The following is a 23,865-nucleotide window of genomic DNA, read 5'->3' as shown; positions in this document are numbered from 1 at the left end:
GAACCCAGAACTCGAACGGTTCCGGCGCCGATAGTGCTCACCTGCTGGCGGCTATGGAACTGAGCATTCCCCGGTTCCATAGCTCCCATTAGGCGGCGCGGCGGTAGCTGCTGCCGTCCTGGGGACGCGCCAGGTGGCCGGCCTCGACCAGGAAGCGGCGCAGGGCCGGGTAGTCGTCGTGCACCGCCCGCAGCGTCTCGTTGACCTCGCGCTCGCTGTAGCAGCGGCCCGGTTCGAAGAGGGTGCCGGCGAGGTGGGCGAGCAGCTGCTCGCGGCGGGCCGCCTTGCGGGGGATCGTGGTCAGCCGGCCGTCGCCGGAGAAGAGGGAACGCACGCCGGGGCTGTCCTGGCTGTCGGTGTCGGTCATCCGTCGAGCCTCACCCGGCGGGGCTGGGCGGGCAACCCGTTTTCGGGGCGGGCGCCGGGCCGGGCGCCACGCGCCGCTGCCCGGCACTCCTCGGGAGTGCCGGGCAGCAGGAGTGATCGGTCATCAGACCTTGGCGGTCTTGGCCTCCTTGGCGGCGCGCTTCACCTCCTGCTTGTGGGCGCGCACCTTTTCCAGCGACTCCGGGCCGGTGATGTCCGCGACCGACCGGTAGGCCCCCTCCTCGCCGTACAGGCCCGCCGCCTCGCGCCAGCCCTCGGGCCGCACGCCGTACTGCTTGCCGAGCAGCGCGAGGAAGATCTGCGACTTCTGCTTCCCGAAGCCGGGAAGGGCGTTGAGGCGGCTGAGCAGCTCCCGGCCGGTCGCGACGTCGCGCCAGAGCGCCGCCGCGTCGCCGTCGTACTGCGCCACCACGAACTGGCAGAGCTGCTGTACCCGCTTGGCCATCGCGGCCGGGTAGCGGTGCACGGCCGGCTTCTCGGAGAGCAGGGCGACGAACGCCTCGGGGTTGTGGACGGCGATCTCGTGCGCGTCCAGGTCGTCCCGGCCCAGACGCTGCGCGATGGTGAGCGGGCCGGTGAACGCCCACTCCATGGGCACCTGCTGGTCGAGAAGCATCCCGACGAGCGCGGCGAGCGCGCTGCGCCCGAGCAGGTCGTCGGCCTCGGGCTGCTGCGCGAGCCGGACGGTGACGTTCATGGGCAGGCCCTCCTCGGATCGTGGAGACTCGGATCGTCGCCCAGTCTGGTGGACGGGCGATGAGGGGAGCGGGTCAACACGCCCGTCGGAACGGATTGCTTGAGTTGGCCGCCCTTGGCCCGCCTGGGTAGTTCGTTGGCGTATCGTCGCGCGGTCGGAATGGCCCGGGTAATCCGTCCGGATCGGTGACCCGCCGTCAACATCCTTTTCCGCAGAACGGCTCGCCCCCGAGGATGGGCGCCGGGTTGTTCCGTCCGCACAGGTGAACGAGAAGCGTGCGTTCTATCGGGCGGGTGTTCGGGGGAAATGGGTTATCTCATACGACTGTTGCGGTTGTCCGGTGGAGATCGTCGGCGAGGGGTAATGCTGAGCCGACCGGGTCGTGGGGCAGCGGACCGACCGGCTCCGCTCCGCCGGGCCGGTCGGCCTCCTCGACGCGTCCAGAAAGGCTCGCCCGGTGACTCAGCCGTTCGAACTGCCCTCCTTCTACGTGCCGCACCCGGCGCGCCTGAACCCCCATCTCGAAGGCGCCCGGGCCCACTCCACCGCGTGGGCCCGGGAGATGGGGATGCTGGAGGGGTCGGGCATCTGGGACCAGGCCGATCTGGAGGCGCACGACTACGGCCTGCTCTGCGCGTACACCCACCCGGACGCCTCTGCCGAGGCGTTGTCGCTGGTCACCGACTGGTACGTGTGGGTCTTCTTCTTCGACGACCACTTCCTGGAGATCTTCAAGCGCAGCAACGACCGCGAGGGCGGCAAGGCCTATCTGGACCGGCTGCCGCTGTTCATGCCGGCCGACCCGTCGACCCCGATGCCCGAGCCCACCAACCCGGTCGAGGCGGGCCTGGCCGATCTGTGGCGGCGCACGGTGCCCTCGATGGGGGAGGACTGGCGGATCCGGTTCGCCGAGAGCACCCGGAACCTGCTCAACGAGTCGCTCTGGGAACTCGCCAACATCAACGCTGGCCGGATCGCCAACCCGGTCGAGTACATCGAGATGCGCCGCAAGGTCGGCGGCGCGCCCTGGTCGGCCGGTCTGATCGAGTACGCCGCCAACGCCGAAGTGCCGAAGGAGGTTTCGGGTTCGCGGCCGCTGCGGGTGCTGATGGACGCCTTCTCGGACGGCGTCCACCTGCGCAACGACATCTTCTCCTACCAGCGGGAGGTCGAGGACGAGGGCGAGCTGAGCAATGGCATCCTCGTGCTGGAGACCTTCCTGGGCTGCACGACGCAGGAGGCCGCGGACGCCGTCAACGACCTGCTCACCTCGCGGCTCCAGCAGTTCGAGAACACCGTGTTCACCGAGCTGCCCTGGCTGTTCACCGAGACCGGGCTGGACCCGGCGGGCGTCGCGCGGGTGATGGCGTACGTCAAGGGCCTGCAGGACTGGCAGTCGGGCGGCCACGAGTGGCACATGCGGTCCAGCCGGTACATGAACGGCGGCGGCGCGTCCGCCGCGCCGGCCCGTTGGTGGGACCAGTACGCCATCGGCGGGGTCGGGACGTCGGCGCTGGACGTGCTGCGGGCCGGGTCGGGGCGCGGACTTCCCGGCGGCTTGGGTGAGTTGGGCTCGCTGAGTGGGGTGAACACGCTGAACGGGACGCCCGGTTCGCCCGGTGGCGTCGACCCGGCGGTGCGGCGGGCGCGCTCGCACGGCCATGTGCCGTTCCAGCGGGTCGGGGCCTCCAGGCTGCCGGAGTTCAGGCTCCCGTACACCGTCGAACTCAGCCCGCACCTTGACGCCTCCCGGCTCAACACCGTGGCGTGGGCCGCCCGGATGGGCATGCTGGAGGCGCAGCCGGGCGTACCGGGCTCGGGCATCTGGACGGCCGAGAAGCTCGCCGACTACGACTTCCCGCTCTGCTCGGCCGGCATCCACCCGGACGCCACCCCCGAGCAACTCGACCTCACCTCGGCGTGGTTGACGTGGGGGACCTACGGCGACGACTACTACCCGGTGGTCTACGGGCGGACCCGCGACCTGGTCGGCGCCAAGCTGCTCACCGAGCGCTTCTCGACGTTCATGCCCGTCGACGACAGCCCGGCGCCGGTGCCGGTCAACGCCCTGGAGCGGGGCCTGGCCGACCTCTGGGAGCGGACCAGCGCCCCGATGACGCCGGACGCCCGGCGGAAGTTCCGCGCCGCGATCGAGGACATGACCCTGAGCTGGGTCTGGGAGCTCAACAACCAGGCGCAGCACCGGATCCCCGACCCGGTGGACTACATCGAGATGCGCCGGAAGACCTTCGGCTCCGACCTCACCATGAGCCTGTGCCGGCTGGCGCACGGCCAGGCCGTCCCGCCGGAGATCTACGAGAGCGGGCCGATGCGCTCGCTGGAGAGCGCGGCCGCCGACTACGCGTGCATGATGAACGACCTCTTCTCGTACCAGAAGGAGGTCGAGTACGAGGGCGAGGTGCACAACGCCGTCCTGGTGGTGCAGAACTTCTTCAACTGCGACTACCCCTCGGCCGTCGGCATCGTCGACGACCTGATGCACTCGCGGCTGCGGCAGTTCGAGCACGTGGCGCAGAACGAGTTCCCGGTGCTGTACGACGACTTCGGGCTGGAGCCGGAGGCCCGGGAGCTGCTGGACGGGTACGTCAAGGAGCTGGAGAACTGGCTCGCGGGCATCCACGTCTGGCACCGGGACTGCCACCGGTACGGCGAGGCGGACCTTCGGCGGCACTTCGGGCGCGGGTCGGGGGCGGATGGCAGGGCGGCCGGGCTCCCGGCCGGGCCGGCGGCCCATGAGGTGCCGAAGGCGGACGCGGCGCCGGCGGCGGAGGTGCCGGCCGACGGCGTGGGTGCCCCGGCCACGGCCGTGCCGGAGGGCGCCCCGGTCGGTGCCGGGGGCGCGCTCCCGTTCGGCGCGCCCGGACTGGGGACGGCGGCGTCGCGGTTCGCCTTCGCGGCGGCCCTTCCGGCGGCCCTTCCGGCGGGTGCGGCCGACGTGTAGCGGTGACCGGTTCTCGCGACGGCCCGCCGGGGTGCTCCGGCGGGCCGTCGCCGTGTCCGGCCGGGGATGCCGGGGATGCCGGGGATGCCGGGAAGGGCAGGGGTCGGGGAGGGCGGGTGCGGAGGGCACGGGCAGCGCGGTGCGGGTACTCGGGGCGCGGTCCGACGGGGGACTGGCTACTGTGACGAATCGGGACAAACCGTTACATGGAGGGCAGGATCATGACCGTGCTACCTGAGGGCACACCCTGTTGGGCCGACGCCATGTTCAAGAATCTGGACGGCGCCAAGGCCTTCTACGGGGCGGTGCTGGGCTGGACCTTCGGCGAGAGCGCGTCGGAGTTCGGCAACTACACGACGGCGTACTCGGACGGCAAGGCGGTGGCCGCCGTCGTCCCGCCGATGCCCGGGGACGACGTGCCGTCGGCCTGGTGCCTGTACCTCGCCTCGCCGGACACCGCCGCGACCGTCGAGAAGATCCGCGCCGCGGGCGGCGAGGTGCTGATGGGGCCGATGCAGGTCGGCGACTTCGGTTCGATGGCGATCGCCAAGGACCCGGGCGGCGTCACCTTCGGCGTCTGGCAGGCCGGCAGCCACGAGGGCTTCGAGAAGCAGAACGAGCCGGGTTCGTACACCTGGGCCGAGGTGCTCACGCGTGAGCCGGGCAAGGCCGACTCCTTCTTCCCCGCGGTCTTCCCCTACAGCACCAAGCGGATGGACACCGACCAGGTCGACTACAAGATCTTCCAGGTCGCCGACCGGCCCGCGCTCGGCCGGATGAAGGTCGGACCGGACGACATGCCCCCCGAGGCGCCCTCGTACGTGAGCGTCTACTTCTCGGTGGACGACTGCGACGCCGCCATCGCCAAGGTGACCGAGCACGGCGGACAGCTGTTCTTCGGGCCGATGGACAGCCCGTTCGGCCGGTTCGCCGCCGTCGGTGACCCGCAGGGCGCGGCCTTCGGCGTCATCGACCTGGGCACGACCTCCGGGCCCATGCCGACCATGGCGGACGCCTGATGGCTGCCGGCGCACCGGCGGGCGGCGAGCGTGCCGACCTGCTCCAGACGCTGGACAAGCACCGCGGCTTCCTCCGGTACACCGTGCGTGACCTCGACGACGAGCAGGCCGCCCGGCGCACCACGGCGAGCGAGCTGTGCCTGGGCGGTCTGATCAAGCACGTCATGGGCGTCGAGGAACGCTGGTCGCGGTTCGCGGTCGGCGGTGCGGAGGCGATGGAACGGGGCTCGATCGACTGGGAGGGCCAGTTCCGGATGACGGACGGCGAGACGCTGGCGGGCCTGCTCGCCGCGTACGAACGGGTGGCGCGCGAGACGGACGAGCTGGTCTCGACGCTGCCCGATCTGGACCTCGTCCACCCGCTGCCGGAGGCGCCGTGGTTCGAGCCGGGCGCCGGCTGGTCGGTGCGCCGGGTGCTGCTGCACATCATCGCGGAGACCGCGCAGCACGCCGGGCACGCGGACATCATCCGGGAGTCGCTGGACGGGGCGAAGACGATGGGCTGAGGGCCTCGGCCCTGAGGGCTGCGCCGGAAGCGGGGGCTGCGAGGGCGGCGGGCGCTCAGGCGGCTTCGGGGCGTCGGACGTCCGGGGTGAAGGCGCCCGGCGCGGTGGTGCCCGGCGGGGTGGTGCCGAGCCCGGCGCGGAGCCATTCGTGGGCGGAGCCGGCCGTGACGGCGGGCGGGCCGCCGGCCGGGGTGGCGAGCTCCGCGGCGAGCTGCCAGTAGCGGCCGATCACCGGGTCGGCGGTCTGGTCGAGGACGTACCCGAGCCGGCGGCGGAACTCCGGGGTGTCGCGCAGCCCGCGCGAGTCGGCGTGCGCGGCGACGAAGCAGTCCAGCGCCTCGCCGGGCCGCCCCGCCCCGTCCGCCATCTCCGCCGCCGCCAGCTCGTACGCCGTGCCGAGGCCCTGGTAGAGCACCGCCGGCCGGTAGTCCTCGTCGGGCTCGCGGAGGTCGGGCCGGCAGACGTCGATGCTGAGCCGGCCGGGGGCGGTGAGCGCGTGCAGCCGGGCGAAGGTCAGCACCTGGGCCGGGGTCGGATCGTCGGGGAGCTGCGGGACGGCCGCGTCGACGACCGCCGTGAGCAGCGGGGCGGGCAGCCGCGGGGGCAGCACCCGGCGCCAGAAGCGGGCCAGCACGGTGGTGTCGGGCGGACTGGTCACCGCGCCGATCAGACGCAGCCGGTCGGCGCGCTCGGCGGCGGTGCAGTCCTGGAGCAGCTGGAGGGCGGCCTCGCGCCAGCGCAGGGCGGCCAGCTGGGACCCGAGCTCGCGCAACTGCCGGGCGACGGCGCCCTCCAGTGCCGACTCGTCCTCCAGGGCCCGGCCGACCTCCGGGACGGGCAGGTCGAGCGCGCGCAGGGAGCGGATCAGCCGGAGCCGGTCGAGCGCCTCCGGGCCGTACCGGCGGTGGCCGCCGGAGCTGCGGCCGGCTTCGGGCAGCAGGCCGCGGTCCGAGTAGTACCGGACGGTCTTGACCGTGACGCTCGCCTGCTCCGCGAGTTCGCCGATGCTCCACATGACGTCTGACGGCAGCAAGGCTTGAACCTCCCTCAGGGGGAGTTCCTACCGTACCGGTGTGCGCGGGCGGCCGGCGGGCCGCCTGCGGGGACGATCCGCGCAAGGAGACGATCATGACGGCGTTCGTGCTGGTGTCGGGGCCCTTCACCGGTGGAGAGATGTGGCGCGAGGTGGCCGCCAGGCTGGAGGAGTCCGGGGCCGAGGTGTACCCGGCGACGCTCACCGGGCTGGGGGAGCGCCGCGAGGCGGCCGGTCCGGACACCGGGCTGGAGACGCACATCGAGGACGTCGTGCGGCTGATCGACGGGGTGGAGGCGACGGAGCTGGTGATCGTCGGCCACGACTACGGCATCCACCCCGTGCTGGGCGCGGCCGACCGGCGCCCGGAGCGGATCGCCCGGATCGTCTACCTGGACGCCGGCCTGCCCCAGGACGGTGACGCCGCCGTTCAGCTGGTCCCGGACGAGGAGGTCCGCCGGCGGCTGCTCGACCCGGCGGACCGGGACGGCGGGAGGTGGATCGACCCGCCGGCCGCCGACGGGTGGCAGCGCTGGGGCAGCACCGCCGGGCTCTCGGAGGAGGCGCTGGCCCGGCTGACCGGTCTCGCCTCGCCGCAGCCGAGCGCCACCTTCACCCAGCCGCTCAGGCTCTCGGGGGCCCTCGCCACCGTGCCGACCTCCGGCATCTTCTGCACGGAGAGCGGGATGAGCATCGCCAAGCTGGAGGGCCTGATGACGCTGGGCATGCCGCAGTTCAAGGCCCTCGCCGACCCCCGGGTGAGCCTCTTCGACCTGGACACCGGCCACTGGCCGATGCTCTCCCGTCCGGACGAGCTGGCCGAGCTCCTGCTCGGCGCCGCGGCCGGCGAGGGGCACCGGCTGGCGGCGGCGCCCGCCCAGGAACTGCCGGGCTACCTGCGCCCGTTCGTGCTGGACGTGCCCGAGCAGACCCGCGAGCGGATCGGCCGGGTCGACCTCTACCTGCCGGCGGACCCGGACGGCGCCGGTGCGGCCGGTGCCAACCCGGCCGGTGCGGCCGACACGGCCGCCGCGCCGCGTCCGGCGGTGCTGTTCGTCCACGGCGGCCCCGTCCCCGAGACCGTGCGGCCCACCCCACGGGACTGGACGACCTACGTCGGCTACGGCCGGTACGCGGCGAGCCAGGGCGTGATCGGCGCGACCCTGGACCACCGCCTGCACTCGCTCGCCGACTACCCGCTCGCCGCGGCGGACGTCGCCGAGGCCGTCGAACTGCTCCGCGCCGACCCGCGCGTCGACGGCGACCGCATCGCCCTCTGGTTCTTCTCCGGCGGCGGCCCGCTCTCGGCGGACTGGCTCTCCGCACCCCCGTCCTGGCTGCGCTGCCTCGCCGTGACCTACCCGATCCTCGCGCCGCTGCCCGGCTGGCAGGGCGTGGACAGCCGGTTCCGCCCGGTGGACGCGCTGGCCGGGGCCGGGCGGCTGCCCGTCGTCCTGACCCGGGTGGGCCTGGAGGTCACGGAGATCGCCGCGACGGTCGAGGAGTTCGTGGCCGCCGCCGAGGCACGGGGCACGGACCTCCAGGTGATCGACGTCCCGCACGGCCACCACGGGTTCGACACCGTCGACCCGACGGACGAGTCGCGCGCGGCCGTCGAGCAGGCCGTCCGCTCCGTCCTCGGGCACCTCTGAGCCAGGTGCCGCCCGTTCCGCCCGGTCACGGGCCGGGTGCGGCCGAGGGCCCGGCCCCGGCGGGGGTGGGGCCGGGCCCTCGGGTCGACGGCGGCTCGCCGCGACGGGGCGGTCAGTGCGCCGCCCGCTCGTCGGTACCGGGGACCTTGGCGGTGCTGAGCGCGATCCGGTTCCAGGTGTTGATGGTGAGGACCAGGGCCAGCAGCCGGGCCAGCTCCTCCTCGGTGAACTGCGCGGCGGCCCGGGCGTAGACGTCGTCGGGCAGGCCGGCCTGGCCGATCAGCGTGACGGCCTCGGTCAGCGCGAGGGCGGCCTGCTCCTGCGCGGTGAAGAAGTGCGCGGCGTCACGCCAGACGGCGACCAGGTGCAGCCGCTCCTCGGTCTCGCCGGCCTTGCGGGCGTCCGAGGTGTGCAGGTGCAGGCAGTACGCGCAGCCGTTGAGCTGCGAGGCGCGGATCTGGACCAGCTCGACGAGCGCCGGGTCGAGGCCCTCGCGGGCGGCGGCGTCGAAGCCGATCAGGGCCTTGAAGGCGGCCGGGGCGGCCTTGGCGAAGTTGATCCGGGGAGACCGGGCGGCGGGGGTGCCGGGGGTGTGGGGGGCGGCGGTGGGCGTGGTGGTCGGCGCGGCTGCGGCGGCGTTCGTCATGACCATGAATCTAGCGATTCGGAAGACCGGTGGAGCAGTGCATTCCAGCAGCATGATGGCGGGTCAATTGCTGTGGTCTCACCAGTCGCGGGCTGATCCGGGCGCCGGGGAGCGGAGCGCCCGCCGCGCGAGACGCTGAGACATCTTCCGAAGACTGAAGGATATTCATCGGCTCGTCGGACCTTCCTAGGGTTGGGGACAACGAGAACCGGTCCGCACGAGGGCCGGGCGAGCCAGGAAGGCAGTCCTCCCATGCGCGCAGTCACCCAGCAGTCCTTCGGCGGCCCCGAGGTCCTGGAGACCGTCGAGATCGACCGCCCCGCCCCGCTCGGCGGCGAGGTCCTCGTCCGGGTCCACGCGAGCGGGGTCAACCCGGTCGACGTAGCCGTCCGGTCGGGGGCCTACCCGCTGCTGGGCGAGCCGCCGTTCGGTGTCGGCTGGGACATCTCGGGCGTCGTCGAGGAGGCCGGCCCGGGCGCCCGGTTCAAGGCGGGCGACGAGGTGTACGGCATGCCGTTCTTCCCCCGCGCCGCCACCGGGTACGCCGAGTACATCGCCGTCCCCTCGCGTCAGGTGGCCCGCAAGCCCGCCACGATCGACCACGTGCACGCCGCCGCCCTCCCGCTCGCCGCCCTGACCGCCTGGCAGGGCCTGGTCGACGCGGCCGGGGTGACCGAGGGCCGGCGGGTGCTGATCCACCGCGCGGCCGGTGGCGTCGGTCACTTCGCCGTGCAGATCGCCAAGGCCCGGGGAGCCCATGTGATCGCCCTGGCGAGCGAGGCCAAGCACGCGTTCGTTCGCGGCCTGGGCGCCGACGAGGTGATCGACTACCGGACCACCGACTACACCGAGGCGGTCCGCGACGTCGACGTCGTCTTCGACTCCTCCTCCGAGGGCGACCGCGCCCTGGCCGTCCTGCGCCCCGGCGGCACCCTGGTCAGCATCATGGAGCACTGGAACCAGGAGCTCGCCGCCCGGATCGAGGCCGCCGGCCGGCACTTCGCGGGCATCTCGGTCGAGCCCGACTACGCCTCGCTGGAGGCCATCGCCGCACTCGTCGACGCGGGCCGCGTCCGCCCGCACGTCAGCGAGACCTTTCCGCTCGACGAGGCCGCCAAGGCCCACGAGCTGGTCGGGTCCGGCCGGGTGCAGGGCAAGGTCGTCCTCACCGTCGCCTGAGCGCGGTCCTACAGTGGAGGGCCGGACGTGCCGGATATTCGGGATGGGCCGGATGGGCCGGACACGTCGGACGAACGGGGAAGCGGGGGGAAGGCGTTGGACATCCTGACCGAGGCGCTGAGCTCGATGCGGACGGGGCAGCCCACGTCCGTACGCACCGAGGGCCGCGCCCCCTGGGGCCTGCGCCTCCCCCCGGTCGCCGGGGCCGGGTTCCACGTGGTGCTGTACGGGACGTGCTGGCTGGTCCCGCTGGAGGACGCGCCCGGCGCGGAGCCGATCGCGCTCAGCCCCGGCGACGTGGTCTTCCTGCGCGACGGCCGCGGCCACATCCTCGCCGACCACCCCGCCACCCCGGCCGAGACCGAGCGGCCCGACCAGTACCGGCCGGGTTCACCGATCGGCATGGTCACCCTGGGCGGCGACGGCCCCCGCACCAGCCTGCTGTGCGGCAACTACCACCTCGACCAGGGGCGTCCGCACCCGCTGGTCCGCCAGCTGCCGGCGGTCATCCACCTGCCCACCCGGCACGGCCGCCACCCCGAGCTCAGCGCGGCGGTCCAACTCCTCGGCACCGAGCTGGAGAAGCCGCGGATCGGTTCGGCCGGGATCGTCCCCGCCCTGATCGACTCGCTGCTCCTCTACATCCTGCGCGCCTGGTTCGAGGACCAGCCCCCCGCGGCGGCCGCCGGCTGGGCCGCCGCGCTCGGCGACTCCGCCGTCGCCCCGGCGCTGACCGCCATCCACGAGGCCCCCGCGGCGCCGTGGACCGTCGAGTCGCTGGCCGACCGGGCCGGACTCTCGCGCGCGGCCTTCGCCCGCCGCTTCAGCACGCTCGTCGGCGAACCGCCGATGGCCTATCTGACCCGCTGGCGCCTGACCACGGCGGCGACCCTGCTGCGCGAGTCCGAGGCCCCGCTGACCACCGTCGCCGCCCGGACCGGCTACGGCTCCGAGTACGCCTTCGCCAAGGCCTTCAAGCGCGAGTACGGGCAGCCGCCCGGCAGTTACCGGCGCACCGCCCGCGCCGCGTGAGGCCGGCGGCCGCCACGGCCGTGCCCGCCACCCGCCGCCCGGTGTGGCGCGGGCGGCGGGTGGCGGTCGGCGGGCGGTGGGCACGGGACATGACTGGACGTCAGCTCAGCGTCGCCAGGGCCGACACGTCGTACGGCTTCAGCTCGTCGAAGCGGCAGGCGAGGACCTTCGCCGCCCACTGCGGGTCCTGGAGCAGCGCCCGGCCGACGGCGACCAGGTCGAACTCGTCGCGCTCCAGACGGTCGAGGAGGTTGTCGATGCCCTGCACGGTGGCACCCTCACCCGCGAAGCTGCGGATGACGTCGCCGTCGAGACCGACCGAGCCGACGGTGATCGCGGGCCGCCCGGTGAGCTTCCTGGTCCAGCCCGCCAGGTTCAGGTCCGAGCCCTCGAACTCCGGCCGCCAGTAGCGGCGGGTGGAGGCGTGGAAGACGTCGACGCCGGCCTCGGCGAGCGGGGTCAGGATGTCCGCCAGCTCCTCCGGGCTCTCCGCGAGCCTGGCCTCGTAGGCCTCCTGCTTCCACTGCGAGTAGCGGAAGACCACCGGGAACTCCGGCGACACCACCTCCCGGACGGCGGCCACGATCTCGGCCGCGAACTTCGTCCGGGCGACCGGGTCGCCGCCGTAGGCGTCCGTCCGCCGGTTCGTCCCCGCCCAGAGGAACTGGTCGAGCAGGTAGCCGTGGGCGCCGTGCAGCTCGATGCCGTCGAAGCCGATCCGCTCGGCGGCCGCGGCGGCCTCGGCGAAGGCGCCGATGACGTCGTCCAGGTCGCTCCTGGTCATCGCCCTGCCGGTGCCCTCGGTACCGTCGATCCGAAGGCCGGAGGGGCCCATGGCGGGGGCGTCGGCGAACGGCGGCTCGCCCTGCTTGCGCACCATGCCGATGTGCCACAGCTGCGGCATGATCGTGCCGCCCGCCGCGTGCACGGCCGCGGCGACCTCGGCCCACCCCGCCAGCTGCTCCTCCCCGTGGAAGCGGGGCACCCGGTCGCTCTGCCCGGCCGACTCGTGGCCGATGTACGTCCCCTCGGTGAGGATCAGCCCCACCCCGGCGGCGGCCCGCCGGGCGTAGTACGCCCGTACGTCCTCGCCGGGTACGCCGCCCGGCGAGAACTGGCGCGTCATCGGCGCCATCACGATGCGGTTGGGGACGGTCAGCCCGTTCAGCTCGACGGGCCGCGCGAGCAGCTCGGCCGCACGGGAGGCGGAGGACGCGGTGCTGGTCATGGGGTTCCCTCGTGGTCGGACGGCGGGTGCGATGTTCAGGTGTCAACCACTGCGCGGGTCCCTCCATTTCGCCCACCCGGCAAGCGGGCCTGTGATCCGGGCCACTGCGGCGCCCGGTGCGACCGGAGCGCCGGGCTCGTCCGGCGTGCCTGGCCGGAGGGCGGAAACGCGCGGTGCCGCTCCGGGAGGGCGGCACCGCGCGAAGTACCGGGATGTCCGTCAGAGGTGCGGAGGTGCTGCTCCTGTGGATGTCAGACGTGCACGACGGGGGCCGGGCCGGCGGCCGCTGCCCCGGTTGCCTGCGGTGCCGTCGCCGGCTTCTCCAACCGCAGCGCCACGAGCGCGGTGAGCGCGATCCCGGCCGCGGCCAGGTACACCGCGGTACGCAGCCCGTCGGCACTTGCGGCGCGCAGCGCGTCGCCCGAAAGTCCCTCCGCGACGGGGGAGTTGGCGACGGCCACCAGGAGCGCGAGGCCGACCGCCCCGCCGACCTGCTGGCTCGTGGAGGCGACACCCGAGGCGATGCCCTGCTCCCGCGCCGGGACCCCGAGCGCGGCAGCGCCGAACATCAGGGTGTACCCGGCACCCTGGCCGAGGCCCAGAACGACCAGCCCGGGGACGAGTGTCCCGTACGAGCCGCCGGTGGACATGGTGGCCCCGACGAGCACGGCACCCCCACCGCCGAGGAGCAGGGCCGCGACGAGGACGGGACGGATGCCGAACCGGGTCGCCAGCCGCCCGGCGGTCTGCGACCCCACGGCGATGGAGGCCATCGGGACGAGGAAGGCGAGGCCTGTGCTCAGCGCGTCGTAGCCGTGCACGGTCTGGAAGTACACCGTGAGGAAGTACAGCAGGGTGCCGAAGGTCGCCATGTAGAGGAAGGTCACCAGGGTGCCGGTCGCCAGGTTCCGGTTGCCGAACAGGCGCAGCGGCAGCAGCGGATCGGCACTGCGGCGCTCGATCGCGACGAAGGTCGCGACCAGGGCGGCGCCCACCGCCGTGGCGGTCAGCACGAGCGCGGAGGTCCAGCCGGCCTCCGGGCCCTGGACGAGCGCGAAGACCAGGGCGGTACTGCCGACGGTCGAGGCGGCCGCACCGGCCAGGTCGAACGAGCGGCCGGCGGCCCGGGGCAGGTCGGGAGCGATCAGCACGAAGGCCAGCAGCGCGGCGGCGCCCGCCAGCGGGACGTTGACGAAGAACACCGAGGCCCAGCCGAACGACTCCGTCAGGACGCCCCCGAGCAGCGACCCGAGGATCATCCCGCTGCCGCCGGCGGTGCCCCAGACGGCGAACGCCCGGTTGCGGTCCCTGCCTTCGGCGAAGCTCGTGGACACCAGGGTGAGCGTGGCGGGGAAGAGGAACGCGCCCCCGGCCCCCTGGACCGCCCGCGTGGCGACGAGCAGGCCGGGCCCGGTCGCGAGCCCGCCGAGCAGGGAGGCCCCGGCGTACAGCGCGAGCCCGAGCGCGAACATCCGGCGCGGCCCGAACAGGTCGCTCGCCCGCCCGCCGAGCAGCAGGAACCCGCCGAACGCGACGGCGTATCCGCTGACCACCCACTGCAGGCTCTGCGGAGAGAAGCCGAGCGAGGAGCCGATGTCCGGCAGGGCGACGTAGACGATGTTGTAGTCGATCGAGATGATCAGCTGGGCGAACGCGAGCAGCGCCAGCGTGAGACCGAGACGCGCGGACGTGGGCGCGGGACTGGACGAAGGCATGGCGAAGCCTGCTTTCGAGTAGGGGGCCGGAAGAACGACAGCACGGCCGCCACCCACACCTCCGGGCGCCTCGTGCTGCTCACACCAATGAATCTAGGGTCCCCAGAGACCGCTCATATGGTGCACTCCACCACCCATTCCATGGGTCAATTCCCGGGCCGGTCCGCCGGTGGACGACGGTAACCGCGACATGACGAGGCGCCCGACCGCACAGCGGTCGGGGCCCTTCGTCCCCCCTCGCAGAGGACACGATGAACGACGAAGTCCCGGACCGCTGAGCGGTCCGGGACTTCTGCCGGCGGAGGATACGAGATTCGAACTCGTGAGGGGTTGCCCCCAACACGCCTTCCCAATCTCTCCAGGTAAGTCCACCGCAGTCCGCGCACGTCTCCTGGTGCTGAACGAGAGCAGAACCGGGACCACGCGGCTTGCTGGGTCCTGGGCGCAAGCGCGGGAGGACACGGGCGGGAGGGTCGACCCTGCGGGCCGCGGTGGTCGCGTGCGCGGACACAGGTCCTGTGCTCAGCCGCCGCCGTAGGTGGCCTGGGTGACCGCGAAGACGTTGCGTCCGCCCGTGGTCTCCTGCAGCGACCACAGCAGGTCGGGGTTGGTGGTGTCCTCCCAGTAGGAGAGGCTCTCGCCGCCGCCCACCCAGGCGAAGGTGGAGGGGCCCGCGGCCGGAGTCCAGTAGTAGAGCTTCTTCTGCCCCGAGGAGTTGAACCACCACCGGCCGTTGTGGGAAGCCACGCCGTTGAGGTTGTACCAGGGCAATTGGAGGGCCTGACTGGCGGTCGTCGTCGCGGCGAACGTCGTCGCCCCGGACGCGAACGGGAAGCGGACGGCCCTGGGCGGGCGGTTGGGGTAGTCGGTGCAGCCCGACTGGCAGGTGTACTCCGTCATCACGACCGACTTGCTGACCCGGTCGAGGGAGACCGACGACCACACCAGGTTGGTGCCGGAGGTCGTCTGCGACGTGACCGTACCGATCTGAGGCAGCACGTAGGCGTAGTTGTGGGCGTAGTAGACGGTCTCGGACTGGCGGCCGATCTGGTCGGCGGTGCCACCGGAGTCGGTATTGAGAATCTTGCGCATGTCGAAGACGCGCATGCCGCGCCCGGTGTCGGCGACGTAGAGGTAGTCGCCGTTCCACGAGACGCCGCCGGCGTGGATCGGGATGTCCTTGAAGTCCGGCGCCGCCGCGGTGCCGGTCGGCTCCACCAGGAGGATCTTGCGGTAGGTGTTGGGGTAGGTGGCGTCCCAGTCGACCAGGGTGATCCGACTGCGCTGCTGGGCGCCGCCGCAGCCGTCCTTGGTGTACCAGCTCACCAGCACGAGCTGATGGCCGTCGTAGTTGCCGCTGTCCGCGGTCCCCACGGCGTCCCGGCTCGTCGTGATGCCCTGCGGGAAGCTCTGGCAGTCGGAGTTGTCGCCGTCGTCGAACCGGAAGCCGGTGGACAGGCCGCCGACGGAGAAGGACGCGGGGAGCGCCTGCCGGTCGTGGTTCGCGTTCTCCATCACCGTGTGCACGGCAGACGTCCCCAGCGCCGTGACGAGGGCCGAGTTGAGCGTGTCGAACTGGTGGTAGTTCGCGGTGAGGGTGTACTCGGACGCGCTCAGGGTCGTCGGTGCCGCAGCTGCCGCCGCCGGCGATGCGCCGACGAGCGTGCCGGTGATGAGCAGGCCGGCTGCGACTATCGCTCGCGCCGCAGTTCTGACATGACGGATCATCAAGGCGAGCCTCTCCACGTGAATGGATCAACGGTCACTCACGTTATGGGCGCGTTGAGCATGTCCGCAACACCCGGAGGAGGGCGGACCGGGTTCCGGAGCCGCCACCGCCGCGGAGTCGAATTCGGAGGCGTCGGACTGAGTCTCGCCGTGGCTCGCCACCGGGTGGGCTCGCGACGCCGGGCCGCGCCGGCTTCGGTGAGCGTCCGCTCCGGGCGCTCTTGTCGCTCGGGCGACCTCGACCGGCCCTGGTCGGCGTGGCCGACGTGCGCCTCCGTGACCACCGTGGCAGCCGCCGGGTTCAGGCCGGCGAACCGATCGGTGGCGCGTGGAGCCCGGCGGAAGCCACCGATGGCGGCCGCGTGGACCGGATCCACCAGGCCAACGCGTGGGCGGTCGACATCCGCGTCCGGGATCGACCCGCTCCGCCAGCGGTGGGATGACGCCTTGCCTGTGGCAGGTGGACGGGTGAGACCCGAACGGCCTCGGGCCCACGGTGCCCCGGAGACGCCGAAGGCCCCGACCGCTGGGCGGTCGGGGCCTTCGTGCTGCCATGGCTGGCAGAGGCGGAAGATACGAGATTCGAACTCGTGAGGGGTTGCCCCCAACACGCTTTCCAATTCTCCCGAACGCCGTCCGCCGAGGTTCACCCGTCCTGAACTGCGACGGAGCGAACCGCTGGGCGGCGGCTGAACCCGGCTGGACGGGGGTGAATGAGACCAAAACTGAGACCAGGTGGTGCTCAGTTTCGGGCTGCTGGTGCACCTTCTACCGTGCCGGTCCACGCGACTGAGGGGGCACGTACACGAGTGCCATGCCGGCTGAACGGACTACGTCCAGCAATCCGGCGGTGTGTCGGATCTACCTCTACGGTGCCGAAGCCCGGCTGCCACAACGGTGCCGGCACGGAGGACCAGTCGGGTGCTCCGGGGCGTGCAGTACGGAGTGCACCCCTGCCGATGCCGTGATTCTCGCCCCCGCAGACACAGTCACAAGGGCTGTCGGGTGCAGCGTCTGCACAGGCGGTCGAGCCGCAGATCGGGGGGCCGTCGCCGTCTGGGTGATGTGGGCAGAGCCTGGGGGAGCATGTTGTCTGGAGGTACCAATCGAGGCACGCGATTGCTCCGGTCAGTTCGCGGTCAAGGACAGCGAGCATGACGGGTATGACGTCCTCCAGCGTGGTGATGACACTCCAGTAGGACACCGGGGGCACGCTGCTAGAGATCATTGTCTGGTAGCCGGAAGCCAAGGTTCGTGCCACCGCGTGATCGCTGACCGCGCACATGTCCGCACTCAGGCCGAGTGGACGATAGTCGCCGATGACCCATGAGTCATCGGACAAGTGAGCCCACCGGCTGCCAATGACTTCGCACCAGACCTTGCCACCGCGGATCTCGCCCCACTCATGGACCATGCCGAGGAGAACGGCCTTCGTATCTCGGCCATCAGCGAGCTTCCGCTGTTCGGTGGGTGCCTTCGCAAGGACAGCACGGAGCATGTCCTCACCAGGCCGGCTCGCGGGCTTCTTGGACCGTGACTCGCCGCGTGACGGCTTCAAACAGCACCTCTCACGATATGCAGCAGGGGACCGTGACAGCCTTCTCGCTGCACGACACCTGCAAACCAGCGCTATGCCAACTTCTCGCGGAGGAAAGGCCGCTGCGTCAGTTCGAGGCGGTAGGTTGATGGATCGGCGTGAATCGCCGGCGGTGCCCAATTTGCCAGGCAGGCCGAGGGAAGTGCGTCTGGTGCGGCCCTTCAGGAGCCGTCGCTCGGGAAGGCACGGGAGTGGCCGCTCGGGGAATGGTTGGTGGCCAAGCACCTTCAGATTTTCGTGGTTGCAGGGCGCCTGCACCGGCTACCCAATAAGAACCTTGACGATGCGTCGGCCAACGCGTCTCCGCGCGCTGCAAGATCAATTGCTGGATGACTTTTGGACCTGTCTGTCCGGTGCCACGAAGGCAGCCACGAGTTCCCGAGAGCGGCACTGGCCATCCAGCCGTGAGCGGAGGCAGGCAAGGCGAGTCTTTCTTGTGTAGCATCCGCGAGTGCAAATTGATCTCTCTCTTCCCGTGCTGCCTCCCCGGTACTCCGATCCGCGACTTCGTAAATGGATGGGGAGGCAGATCGCAGTTGCCGATGAGACTCAAATGCTGGCGGTGTGGCTGTGGAACGAGGAGGCGTATTTCCTGTTGGAAGCAGAGGAGGCGTTCCAGGAGCACTGTGACCTGGTCGATAGGGAACTTCAGGAGATGGAGAGGCGGGTGAAGGTCGGTCAGTACGGGGCAGGACCTAACTATGGCCCGCCATCTGCCAGGTTCGAGGAGTCGTGTGAAGCAGCTTGCCGCGACCTTGTAGCCCTTCTTGGGGTTGAGAAGAAGGCGGTTGCTGATGCGGCTGACCGCACTCGGAGACTTCGACGCTCCATGCAGAGGCTTCTCGGCTACGACACCAGTGGGTTCTACGCACGCGAGCCGCGGGTGCCAGAATGGTCCGTGGAGTTCGAAGCCATTGCAGGCGTTTATTTCGAGTTGGCGAAGGCGCGCGAGCGGCTCGTCGAACTGATGGCCCGGCACCGCAATGCCATCCACGAGCTGGCCTTGAAAGAGCATCGCCGCAGAGAGCACCTGGACGGACACCTTCTCAGCGGAGAAGGTCGCTACCTGCGGCATGTCTATGCGGAACTGCGGGCTCACCAGGAGCGGGTTGAACGTGAAGCAGCAGCGGCGATCAAGGTTCATCAGGCCGAATTCACCTGTCCTGTAGGCCGCTCGGTGCCGCCAGAACGTACTAGCGACCTCTCGTCCGCTACAGGAAAGCTGGCTGCGACTCTGGCAAATCTGCGGACTGAGGTGGACGCTAGTGTTGAGGAATGTGGGAGGTTCTGGGAGAGGGTTGAGCCTGCGTTTCGCCTTGTACCGGGAGAGGAGGCTATTCCTGACCTGGAAGCGTCGCTGAAGGTGGAGGCGGTTGCTGGGTTCTCTGCCGGGCTGACTTCCGCTCAAGCGGTGTATCGGGCCGCCCTGAAGGGCTGTCGCGACTCGGTCCACGACGTTGCGCGCTTGGAAGACCTCAGGATCGGGCTGCTGCGGTCCGGTAGAAGCCTCTCGATGGAGGCCATACGGACAATGCATCACCAGGATTTTGAGCGGCTGGTAGCCGGACGGCTGCGACAGGACGGATTCACGATAATCCAGGATCAGGGAAAGCCTGGGGACCTCGGTGCGGACGTAATTGCACTATCCCCGGCCGGGCAGAGGGTCGTGGTCCAGTGCAAGCACACCTCTAAGGGAGCCAATGTCGGTACAGGGGCATTGCAGGCATTCAACGGGACCGCGGTTCCGGAGCATCGGGCCGATGTCGCCATCGTTGTCACGAACGGGTTCTACACGAAGCCGACCCTTCAGTTTGCAGGCGCACACGGCATTCGACTCATGGGGGTGTGGGAGGTTCGGCGATGGATTGAGTGGGGAGTGCCGGCCATGGAGCTGTTGGCCTGGCCATAGTTCAGAGGTTCACTTCCAGAACCTGGGCCGTACTGGTGCGCTTCGCGCCTCGTCGGGGCTGTCGGTGGGGGTGGTGCGGAGTGGGTGGTCTTGGCCTCGTCATGAAGGTCTCGGTTCCCACGTGGCTCTTCATGCCCAGGCACCGACCGGCATCGGCTCGGGCTGGAGGGAGATCCCAGTTGCGATCTTGACCTGCGTTGAGAGTTCGGTCAGGGCCCGGGCGAAGCCCGCCGCGGTCGCTCCGTCGTGGGCGGTGAGCGTGAGGGTCCGGCGTTCCGAGCAGCGGATGCCGGCCGCGATCTTGTAGGCGGGGCGGTAGCCGGTGTGCTCCAGCAGCCAGCCGGCGCTGGCACGCAGCTGCCCGTCGCTGTCGGTGTGGACCGGGCAGCCGGCAGCCGACCAGCGGGCGGCTTGGGCGGCGGTGACGGGTGGGTTGAGGAAGACCGATCCGGCCTGGCGGGCATCGGGTCCGTGGGGGTCGAGGAGGAGTCCACGGCGGTGACGGTTGGCGAGGACGGCGGCGGCCACCTCGGCGACGGGCGGTCGGGCGCCCACGTGGACGCTGAGTTCGTCGGCGAGCGGCTGGTAGCTGATCGGGGCAGCCGGTGAGCGGGTGAGGTGGAATGTCGCGGTGAGGATTGTCCAGCGGCCGGGGTCGTTTTTGAAGCGACTGTCGCGGTGGCGGAGCCGGCATGCCTGGGCGGGCAGGGTCCGCAGGCGGCCCATGTCCCAGTCCCAGGCGGTGAGGTGGTCGAGGGCGTCAGAGACCTGCTGGCCATAGGCTCCGGCGTTCTGGACGGGGGCGGCGCCGACAGTGCCGGGTATGCCTGCCAGGCACTCGATCCCGGCGAGGTGTTCGGCTGCGGCCCACTGGACGAGGTCGGCGAGCGGGTGGCCGGCCTGGACGGTCGCGGCCACCGTGTCGTCGTCCGCCCGCTTTACGGTGATGCCTCGGGTGTTCATCACGGCGACGGTGCCCTCGTGGCCGGTGTCGGAGGCGATGACGTTGCTGCCGTGGCCGAGGGTGAGGGGCGCACCCTGCCGGTCGCCGATCGTACGGACCAGTTCGAACCAGTCGTCGGGGTCGGCGACCTGCAGGACGTCGCTGGCCGGGCCACCGAGCCGCAGGGTGGTGAGGGACGCGAGCGTGGTGCTGGGCACGGGTGGTCCTCCTAGGGTTCGTCGGTGATCGCCTTCAGGGCGAGAGCACGCAGCGGGGCGAGGCGGGTGCGGTTGTCCTGGTGGTGGTAGACGGCGTTGGTGCAGATGGCCAGGTAGCGGCCGGTGGCCGGGGCGAGGTAGAGGCTGGTCCCGGTGAAGCCGTGGTGGTAGGCGAGCCTGCCCTCGTCGGCGAGAATCCAGGCCAGGCCACGGTCGAGGCCCGGCTCGATCTCGGCCTGCGGCCGCATGCTGTAGGCGAGCCAGCGGCCCAGGGGCCCGCCGGTGGCGTGCGAGGACAGCAGGTGGGTGGCGAAGGCGGCGAGATCGGCCGGGGTGGTGAACACCCCGGCGTGGCCGGCGACTCCGCCGAGCAGGGCGGTGTTGTCGTCGTGCGGCATCCCCCACAGCCGGGGCCCGCCGTTCAACCGCTGCTCGGTCGGGGCGACCTGAGCGGAGCGGGGCACCGGTCCGTAGGTCGTGCTGGTCATGCCGAGGTCCTGCCAGAGCTCGGCCGCCAGCTCGTCCAGGCGTCGGCAGCGGTAGCGGGCCAGGGCCAGGCCGAGGAGGATGAATCCGCGGTTGATGTAGCGGTGTCCGGCTCCGGGGTCGGCGATCAGAGCCTCTCCGCAGATCAGTTGGGCCAGCGATTCGGCCCGGTTGCGGTACTGGTCGAGGCGGGTGTCGGCGCGGAGTCCGGAGGTGTGGGCGAGGATCTGCCGGGGTGTGACCCGGCCGCCGGGGGCGTCGGCCGGGATGTCGGGCAGCAGTTCGCGGATCGGGGTGTCCAGGGTGAAGCCGTCCAGGAGGGAAGCGCCGACCAGCGGCCAGGTGGCCAGGACCTTGGTCAGCGAGGCCACGTCGTACACCGTGTCCGGCCCCGGCCGGGCGTCGCCGCACTCGGGGGCGACGACGCCCGAGGCCAGGTAGCCGGGCTCGGTGTCGAAGGTGCCGTGGGCAATGACTCCGCCGGGCACGGTGCCGTCAGCGGCCATCAGGTCCAGGCACTCGCGCAGGTCGGCGCGCGCGTTCGGCTTCCACGGCACGGTGTTGGTCACGACTACTCCTGGTCAATCGTCAGGTCGGCACCGAGCGCGGCCAACTTCGGCAGCAGGCTGCCGTATCCGCGCCGCAGGTGATACATCCCTCGGATCGTAGAGGTGCCCTCAGCCGCCAGGGCGGCGACCACGAGGGCGGTCGCCGCACGGATGTCCTCGCCGACGACGTTGGCGGCGGCGAGCGGGGACCGGCCCCGGACGGTGATCATCGAGCCGCTCGCGTTGACGGTGGCGCCGAACGCGGCGAGGGCGGGCAGGTGGGTGTCGCGCCGGGTGTAGATCCGCTCCTCGATCCGGGAGGCGCCCTCGGCCTGGGTGAGGAAGGCGGTCAGCTGGGGCTGCACGTCGGTCGGGAAGCCGGGGTGCGGGCCGGTGGCCGTCTGCACCGCCCGCGGTCCGGCCGGGGTGCTGGCGGTGGTCCCGCCGTCCACCGGGTCGAGCCGGATGCCGGCGTCGGCGAACACCGATACCAGGCCGTCCGGGAAGGCAGCGGCGGGGAAGCCGTCCAGGTGCACGGTGCCGCTGGTGATGGCGGCGGCCAGGGCCAGCGTCGCGGCCTCCAGCCGGTCTGGAGGAACGGTGAACACCCCGCCCTGGATGCGGTCGGTGCCGGTGACGTTGAGGGCGTTCCTGCCCCGCCACTCGATGCCGACGCCGGCCTGCGAGAGCAGGGCGGCGGTGTGGGTGACCTCGGGTTCGACGCTGGGGTTGAGGATCGCCGAGGTGCCGGGGGTGCGGGCGGCCAGGAGCATAGCGGTGACCGTCGCTCCGAGGCTCGGGCCCCAGGCACGGGTCTCGGCGTCGGTGACGAACGGCAGCCGCTTGCCGGTGAAGCGGGCCCGGACCCGTCCCCGGTCCACCTCCACCTCGGCCCCGGCAGCCACCATCGCGGCCAGGTGCCGGTCGATGTACCGAGCGCAGAATGCGTCGCCGCCGGGCAGCGGGAAGGTGACCTTCCCCGCACGGGCCAGCAGAGCACCGGCCATCACTGCGGTGGTGCGGATGCGCCTGCCGAGGTCGTCCGGGACGACGGGGAAGTAGAAGTCGGCCGGGTGGGTGGTGAACTCGGAGCCGACCACGGCGGTGCGGGTACCGGTGCCGTGCAGGATGTCGGCGACCACGCCGGTGTCGAGGATCTCGGGAGCGCCGACGAGGGTCAGCGGGTCGTCTGCCAGGATCGCGGCGGCGTACAGGTGAAGGGCGATGTTCTTGCTGCCCTGCACGGTGGCCGTGCCGGTCAGGGGCCGGCCGCCCGTGATGTACACGGCGCGCTCGTCGGTCGTCGCGGGGGCGTCGGTGGTGGGCATGGCTACCTTCCCTGGCTTCCGGCGGGGAAGAAGCCCCCGACCTGAGTCTTGGGGTAGAGCAGGGTGTGCGCGCCGATCAGCGTGGCCGGCTGCAGGACCGTGCCCGCGGGGACGATCACGCCGTCACCGACCACGGCGCCGAACTTGGTCTGGCCGGTGGCGATCCGGTGGCCGTCGAGGTGGGCGCACACCTCCTCGGTGGCCGGCTCGGTGACCGGGCCGGCGGTCACCCGCAGGCCGGTGGTGGACACGAACGCGCCGATGTTGACGCCCAGGCCGAGTACGGAGTCGCCGACGAAGCTGGTGTGCTTCATGAAGACCCCGCCGGTCAGCAGCGAGCGGGTGACCTCGGCGCCGAACCCGATCCGGCAGCCGGGGCCGATGACCGCGTTGTCGCGCACGCGGGCGCCGGCCTCGATCACGGCGCCGGGGCAGACCAGGGCGGGGCCGGTGACGAACGCGCCTTCGGCGATGACGGCCCCGGCCGCCACGACCACGTTGCCCCGGACCGTCGCGCCGGGCTCGACGGTTCCGGCGGGCTCCGGGAGCGCGATGCCGAGGTGTCCGGCCAGCAGGTCGACCATGGCCTTCTTGAGGCCGAACACGGTCGGGCAGCAGTTCAGCAGGTGCAGGATCACCGGGTCGGTGACCTGTTCGGTGTCGATGTAGTACGCGGGTGTGGTGCGGTAGTCGATGTGCTCCAGATCGGTGTCGATCCGGGGCGCGTCGGTCAGCCGGTGCATGGCCGGTTCTCCTCTCGGGCGAGGGAGGGGAAGGACGAGCGGGAGGTCGTGATGACGACCTCTGGGCCTACGAGACGGGCAGGTCCGGGGTGGTGGCCGCTATCTGGGGGCGGGCCTCGGCCTGGTGGTCGACGGCGAGGCCGAGCAGCACGAGCACGGGCAGGTGCAGGGCGGTCCAGGAGGCGGTCAGGAAGGTGCCGAGGCGGTCCCGGTCCGGTGCGGCGTGCCGGGGTCCGCTGGACTGCATGGCGGTGCTGTGCGTTGGCATGGGAGGGCCTTCGGCAGCAGGGGGGAGGGGTGGACGTTCCC

General features: G+C 71.6%; 19 protein-coding genes. 7 read left to right on the top strand and 12 right to left on the bottom strand.

The window, feature by feature from the left end:
• Positions 1–88 precede the first annotated feature (88 nt).
• The gene (locus ACZ34W_RS30275) at positions 89–367 is read right to left on the bottom strand and encodes a DUF2087 domain-containing protein (RefSeq protein ID WP_465608616.1); all 279 of its coding nucleotides are present in this window, start codon (positions 365–367) and stop codon (positions 89–91) included.
• A 123-nt stretch (positions 368–490) separates the two neighbouring features.
• Positions 491–1,084: an HhH-GPD-type base excision DNA repair protein gene (locus ACZ34W_RS30270; RefSeq protein WP_329488629.1), complete on the bottom strand. Its 594-nt coding sequence runs from the start codon at positions 1,082–1,084 to the stop codon at positions 491–493.
• A 457-nt stretch (positions 1,085–1,541) separates the two neighbouring features.
• Here ACZ34W_RS30270 and ACZ34W_RS30265 point away from each other — a divergent pair, with 457 nt between their 5' ends.
• The 3 genes from ACZ34W_RS30265 (at position 1,542) to ACZ34W_RS30255 (ending at position 5,571) form a co-directional block, all read left to right on the top strand.
• Positions 1,542–4,046 carry a terpene synthase family protein gene (locus ACZ34W_RS30265; protein ID WP_465608614.1) on the top strand — a complete coding sequence of 835 codons (2,505 nt, stop codon included), beginning with the start codon at positions 1,542–1,544 and terminating at the stop codon, positions 4,044–4,046.
• A gap of 221 nt (positions 4,047–4,267) precedes the next feature.
• Entirely contained in the window at positions 4,268–5,065 is a 798-nt protein-coding gene (locus ACZ34W_RS30260) for a VOC family protein (RefSeq protein WP_465608612.1), read from the top strand.
• Positions 5,065–5,571 (top strand): DinB family protein, encoded by a 507-nt coding sequence (locus tag ACZ34W_RS30255; protein ID WP_329488626.1) that lies wholly within the window; start codon positions 5,065–5,067, stop codon positions 5,569–5,571. Before ACZ34W_RS30260 ends, ACZ34W_RS30255 begins: the two co-directional genes overlap by 1 nt.
• 55 nt (positions 5,572–5,626) lie before the next feature.
• On the opposite strand, the gene ACZ34W_RS30250 is transcribed toward ACZ34W_RS30255, so the two are convergent.
• Positions 5,627–6,601, bottom strand: a complete 975-nt coding sequence (locus ACZ34W_RS30250; protein WP_465608619.1) for a helix-turn-helix domain-containing protein — start codon at positions 6,599–6,601, stop codon at positions 5,627–5,629.
• Positions 6,602–6,699: 98 nt separating this feature from the next.
• Here ACZ34W_RS30250 and ACZ34W_RS30245 point away from each other — a divergent pair, with 98 nt between their 5' ends.
• Complete coding sequence (locus ACZ34W_RS30245) at positions 6,700–8,256, top strand: alpha/beta fold hydrolase (RefSeq protein WP_465608609.1); 1,557 nt, start codon at positions 6,700–6,702, stop codon at positions 8,254–8,256.
• Between the two features lie 112 nt (positions 8,257–8,368).
• On the opposite strand, the gene ACZ34W_RS30240 is transcribed toward ACZ34W_RS30245, so the two are convergent.
• Positions 8,369–8,908 (bottom strand): carboxymuconolactone decarboxylase family protein, encoded by a 540-nt coding sequence (locus ACZ34W_RS30240; RefSeq protein ID WP_442906817.1) that lies wholly within the window; start codon positions 8,906–8,908, stop codon positions 8,369–8,371.
• Between the two features lie 246 nt (positions 8,909–9,154).
• Between ACZ34W_RS30240 and ACZ34W_RS30235 the strand changes: the two genes are divergently transcribed.
• Together ACZ34W_RS30235 and ACZ34W_RS30230 are read left to right on the top strand one after the other, a co-directional pair.
• On the top strand, positions 9,155–10,081 hold the full coding sequence (locus ACZ34W_RS30235; protein ID WP_329488623.1) for an NADP-dependent oxidoreductase: 927 nt from the start codon (positions 9,155–9,157) through the stop codon (positions 10,079–10,081).
• A gap of 96 nt (positions 10,082–10,177) precedes the next feature.
• Positions 10,178–11,113: an AraC family transcriptional regulator gene (locus ACZ34W_RS30230; RefSeq protein ID WP_465608606.1), complete on the top strand. Its 936-nt coding sequence runs from the start codon at positions 10,178–10,180 to the stop codon at positions 11,111–11,113.
• A 100-nt stretch (positions 11,114–11,213) separates the two neighbouring features.
• On the opposite strand, the gene ACZ34W_RS30225 is transcribed toward ACZ34W_RS30230, so the two are convergent.
• From ACZ34W_RS30225 to ACZ34W_RS30215, 3 genes are all read right to left on the bottom strand, one after another.
• Positions 11,214–12,341: an NADH:flavin oxidoreductase gene (locus tag ACZ34W_RS30225; protein ID WP_465608604.1), complete on the bottom strand. Its 1,128-nt coding sequence runs from the start codon at positions 12,339–12,341 to the stop codon at positions 11,214–11,216.
• Between the two features lie 251 nt (positions 12,342–12,592).
• Positions 12,593–14,056, bottom strand: coding sequence for an MFS transporter (locus ACZ34W_RS30220; protein ID WP_465608602.1), 1,464 nt, complete (start codon positions 14,054–14,056; stop codon positions 12,593–12,595).
• A gap of 522 nt (positions 14,057–14,578) precedes the next feature.
• Positions 14,579–15,784, bottom strand: a complete 1,206-nt coding sequence (locus ACZ34W_RS30215; RefSeq protein WP_465608600.1) for a hypothetical protein — start codon at positions 15,782–15,784, stop codon at positions 14,579–14,581.
• Positions 15,785–17,898: 2,114 nt separating this feature from the next.
• Here ACZ34W_RS30215 and ACZ34W_RS30210 point away from each other — a divergent pair.
• A complete protein-coding gene (locus ACZ34W_RS30210) occupies positions 17,899–19,290 on the top strand; it encodes a restriction endonuclease (protein ID WP_465608598.1) in 1,392 nt (463 codons plus the stop codon).
• A 129-nt stretch (positions 19,291–19,419) separates the two neighbouring features.
• On the opposite strand, the gene ACZ34W_RS30205 is transcribed toward ACZ34W_RS30210, so the two are convergent.
• From ACZ34W_RS30205 to ACZ34W_RS30185, 5 genes are all read right to left on the bottom strand, one after another.
• Positions 19,420–20,451 (bottom strand): UDP-N-acetylmuramate dehydrogenase, encoded by a 1,032-nt coding sequence (locus ACZ34W_RS30205; protein ID WP_465608596.1) that lies wholly within the window; start codon positions 20,449–20,451, stop codon positions 19,420–19,422.
• An 11-nt stretch (positions 20,452–20,462) separates the two neighbouring features.
• Complete coding sequence (locus tag ACZ34W_RS30200) at positions 20,463–21,506, bottom strand: serine hydrolase domain-containing protein (RefSeq protein ID WP_465608594.1); 1,044 nt, start codon at positions 21,504–21,506, stop codon at positions 20,463–20,465.
• A gap of 2 nt (positions 21,507–21,508) precedes the next feature.
• Positions 21,509–22,813 (bottom strand): UDP-N-acetylglucosamine 1-carboxyvinyltransferase, encoded by a 1,305-nt coding sequence (locus tag ACZ34W_RS30195; protein WP_465608592.1) that lies wholly within the window; start codon positions 22,811–22,813, stop codon positions 21,509–21,511.
• Between the two features lie 2 nt (positions 22,814–22,815).
• Positions 22,816–23,556 (bottom strand): LbetaH domain-containing protein, encoded by a 741-nt coding sequence (locus tag ACZ34W_RS30190; RefSeq protein ID WP_465608590.1) that lies wholly within the window; start codon positions 23,554–23,556, stop codon positions 22,816–22,818.
• A gap of 67 nt (positions 23,557–23,623) precedes the next feature.
• The gene (locus tag ACZ34W_RS30185) at positions 23,624–23,824 is read right to left on the bottom strand and encodes a hypothetical protein (protein WP_465608588.1); all 201 of its coding nucleotides are present in this window, start codon (positions 23,822–23,824) and stop codon (positions 23,624–23,626) included.
• Positions 23,825–23,865: the final 41 nt, after the last annotated feature.

The organism is Kitasatospora sp. NPDC022856 (genome assembly GCF_055561235.1).
Note: the sequence above shows the minus strand (reverse complement) of the source record. Positions and strands in the feature narration are given on the sequence as shown.

What these genes read in the sequence shown, in the direction of transcription:
- ACZ34W_RS30270 (WP_329488629.1), bottom strand. Translation starts at nt 1,084, where the DNA reads ATGAACGTCACCGTCCGGCTCGCGCAGCAGCCCGAGGCCGACGACCTG.
- ACZ34W_RS30255 (WP_329488626.1), top strand. Translation starts at nt 5,065, where the DNA reads ATGGCTGCCGGCGCACCGGCGGGCGGCGAGCGTGCCGACCTGCTCCAG.
- ACZ34W_RS30240 (WP_442906817.1), bottom strand. Translation starts at nt 8,908, where the DNA reads ATGGTCATGACGAACGCCGCCGCAGCCGCGCCGACCACCACGCCCACC.
- ACZ34W_RS30210 (WP_465608598.1), top strand. Translation starts at nt 17,899, where the DNA reads ATGGGGAGGCAGATCGCAGTTGCCGATGAGACTCAAATGCTGGCGGTG.
- ACZ34W_RS30245 (WP_465608609.1), top strand. Translation starts at nt 6,700, where the DNA reads ATGACGGCGTTCGTGCTGGTGTCGGGGCCCTTCACCGGTGGAGAGATG.
- ACZ34W_RS30225 (WP_465608604.1), bottom strand. Translation starts at nt 12,341, where the DNA reads ATGACCAGCACCGCGTCCTCCGCCTCCCGTGCGGCCGAGCTGCTCGCG.
- ACZ34W_RS30190 (WP_465608590.1), bottom strand. Translation starts at nt 23,556, where the DNA reads ATGCACCGGCTGACCGACGCGCCCCGGATCGACACCGATCTGGAGCAC.
- ACZ34W_RS30185 (WP_465608588.1), bottom strand. Translation starts at nt 23,824, where the DNA reads ATGCCAACGCACAGCACCGCCATGCAGTCCAGCGGACCCCGGCACGCC.
- ACZ34W_RS30235 (WP_329488623.1), top strand. Translation starts at nt 9,155, where the DNA reads ATGCGCGCAGTCACCCAGCAGTCCTTCGGCGGCCCCGAGGTCCTGGAG.
- ACZ34W_RS30215 (WP_465608600.1), bottom strand. Translation starts at nt 15,784, where the DNA reads ATGATCCGTCATGTCAGAACTGCGGCGCGAGCGATAGTCGCAGCCGGC.
- ACZ34W_RS30260 (WP_465608612.1), top strand. Translation starts at nt 4,268, where the DNA reads ATGACCGTGCTACCTGAGGGCACACCCTGTTGGGCCGACGCCATGTTC.
- ACZ34W_RS30275 (WP_465608616.1), bottom strand. Translation starts at nt 367, where the DNA reads ATGACCGACACCGACAGCCAGGACAGCCCCGGCGTGCGTTCCCTCTTC.
- ACZ34W_RS30220 (WP_465608602.1), bottom strand. Translation starts at nt 14,056, where the DNA reads ATGCCTTCGTCCAGTCCCGCGCCCACGTCCGCGCGTCTCGGTCTCACG.
- ACZ34W_RS30195 (WP_465608592.1), bottom strand. Translation starts at nt 22,813, where the DNA reads ATGCCCACCACCGACGCCCCCGCGACGACCGACGAGCGCGCCGTGTAC.